1 protein-coding gene and 1 pseudogene are annotated in these 1,985 nt (G+C 74.0%); both read left to right on the top strand.

Annotation, left to right across the window (positions count from 1 at the left end):
• Positions 1-189: 189 nt before the first annotated feature.
• Complete coding sequence (locus ACZ56B_RS05000) at positions 190-735, top strand: DUF485 domain-containing protein (protein ID WP_468786336.1); 546 nt, start codon at positions 190-192, stop codon at positions 733-735.
• A pseudogene (locus ACZ56B_RS04995) lies at positions 732-1,865 on the top strand (solute symporter family protein); the annotation flags it as partial. The gene ACZ56B_RS05000 and the pseudogene ACZ56B_RS04995, both read left to right, overlap by 4 nt.
• Between the last annotated feature and the right edge of the window lie 120 nt (positions 1,866-1,985).

The following is a 1,985-nucleotide window of genomic DNA, read 5'->3' as shown; positions in this document are numbered from 1 at the left end:
CCTTCCCCCCCCCCCCCCCCCCCCCACCCCAAAACCGCCCTTCCCCCCCCCCTTGGCGCGGCGGCCCCAGAACCCCAAGATCTTCATGAGTCTTCTAGGGCGTGTTCCGGCGGGGTCCGGATCACCTGATGGGGTGAAGGGGAACGGGAAGAAGAGTCAGGGATCTTCCCGTTCTGTCCATCCTTGGGCATGCAGTCAAGCAACGGTCGTCCCCGCACGGGCGGGGACGGTCACGTGAGTCCGGTCGGGCACGCCGACGACCGCCCCCCGGTTCCCGGCGGGGGAGCCGGAGACCTGAGGTACGACCCCTGGTACGACACCCTCGCCTCGGGCTGGGGCGAGTCGGCCGGTGCGGGGGCGCCGGCGGCGGTGCCCGTGGCACGGGGGGAGGACCGGCCCCCGGCAGTGGCCGACGTCTACCTCGAGGTCCAGCGCAGCGAGGCCTTCCGGGAGGTGCGCAGCCGGTACCGGAGGTTCGTGATCCCGGCGGTCGTGCTCTTCCTCGCCTGGTACGTGGCGTACGTCGTGACGGCCACGACCGCGCCGGAGTGGATGGCGCGGCCCGTGGCGGGCGCGGTGAACGCGGGGATGCTGGCGGGGCTCGGGCAGTTCCTGTCCACCTTCCTGCTCACCTGGGCCTATGCGCGCCACGCGCGGCTGCGCCGGGACCGGGCGGCGCTGGAACTGCGCTGGGACACCCAGGAGCTGGCGCGGGAGAGAGGCGGCGCGGCATGACGGGCGACCACCAGACGACGGCCCTGTTGCTGTTCAGCGCGTTCGTCGCAGTCACGCTGGGCATCACGACGTGGGTGGGCCGCCACCGGCGGGGTTCGGCGGAGGAGTTCTATGCCGGAGGCCGGCTCTTCTCCCCGATGGAGAATGGTTTCGCCCTCGCGGGCGACTACATGTCGGCCGCCTCCTTCCTCGGCATCTCCGGGCTCATCGCGCTCGTCGGCTACGACGGGATGCTCTACTCGGTGGGCTTCCTGGTGGCCTGGCTCGTCGTCCTGTTCCTGGTCGCCGAGCTGGTGCGCAACTGCGGGCGGTTCACGCTCGCCGACGTGGTCGCGACGCGCATGCGGGAACGCCCGGTGCGCATCGCGACGGGAACCTCGTCGGTCACGGTCTCCGTCCTGTACCTGGTGGCGCAGATGGTGGGCGCGGGCAGCCTCGTCGCCCTGCTGCTCGGGGGCACCGGCGAGGCGGCGCGGACCTGGACCGTCGTCGGGGTCGGGGCGCTCATGGTGATCTACGTGTCGCTGGGAGGCATGCGGGCCACCACGTGGATCCAGATCGTCAAGGCGGTCCTGCTGCTCGGCGGCACCGTCGCGCTGACCCTCCTGGTCCTGCTGCGGTTCCACGGCGACTTCAACCGGCTGCTGCTCACGGCGGCCGAGCGCAGCGGTCACGGGGAGGCGTTCCTGGCACCGGGGCTCGCCTACGGCGGGGACTGGACCGCGCGGCTGGACTTCATCAGCCTGGGACTCGCGCTGGTCCTCGGCACGGCCGGGCTGCCGCACATCCTGTCCCGCTTCTACACCGTCCCCACGGCACGGGCGGCACGGCGCTCGGTCGTCTGGGCGATCGGGCTCATCGGCGGGTTCTACCTGATGACGATCGTGCTCGGATTCGGCGCCGCCGCCCTCGTCGGCCCGGACGCCGTGCGCGACTCGAACGCGTCCGGGAACACGGCGGTGCCCCTCCTGGCGCTCGACCTGGGCGGCGGGGCCGGTTCCACGGGCGGAACGGTGCTCTTCGCGATCGTCGCCGCGGTCGCCTTCGCCACCATCCTCGCCGTGGTCGCCGGGGTCACGCTCGCCTCCTCGGCCTCGGTCGCCCACGACCTGTACGCCTCCCTGCGGCGGCGGGGGGGGGGGGGGGGGGGGGGGGGGGGGGGGGGGGGGGGGGGGGGGGGGGGGGGGGGGGGGGGGGGGGGGGGGGGGGGGGGGGGGGGGGGGGGGGGGGGGGGGGGGGGGGGGGGGATA

This window comes from Streptomyces sp. NPDC034670, assembly GCF_055574875.1.
This window is presented reverse-complemented; position numbering and strand designations above follow the sequence as displayed.

Bases quoted from the DNA above. Each gene is read 5' to 3' on its own strand.
- ACZ56B_RS05000 (WP_468786336.1), top strand. From the start codon at position 190: ATGCAGTCAAGCAACGGTCGTCCCCGCACGGGCGGGGACGGTCACGTG.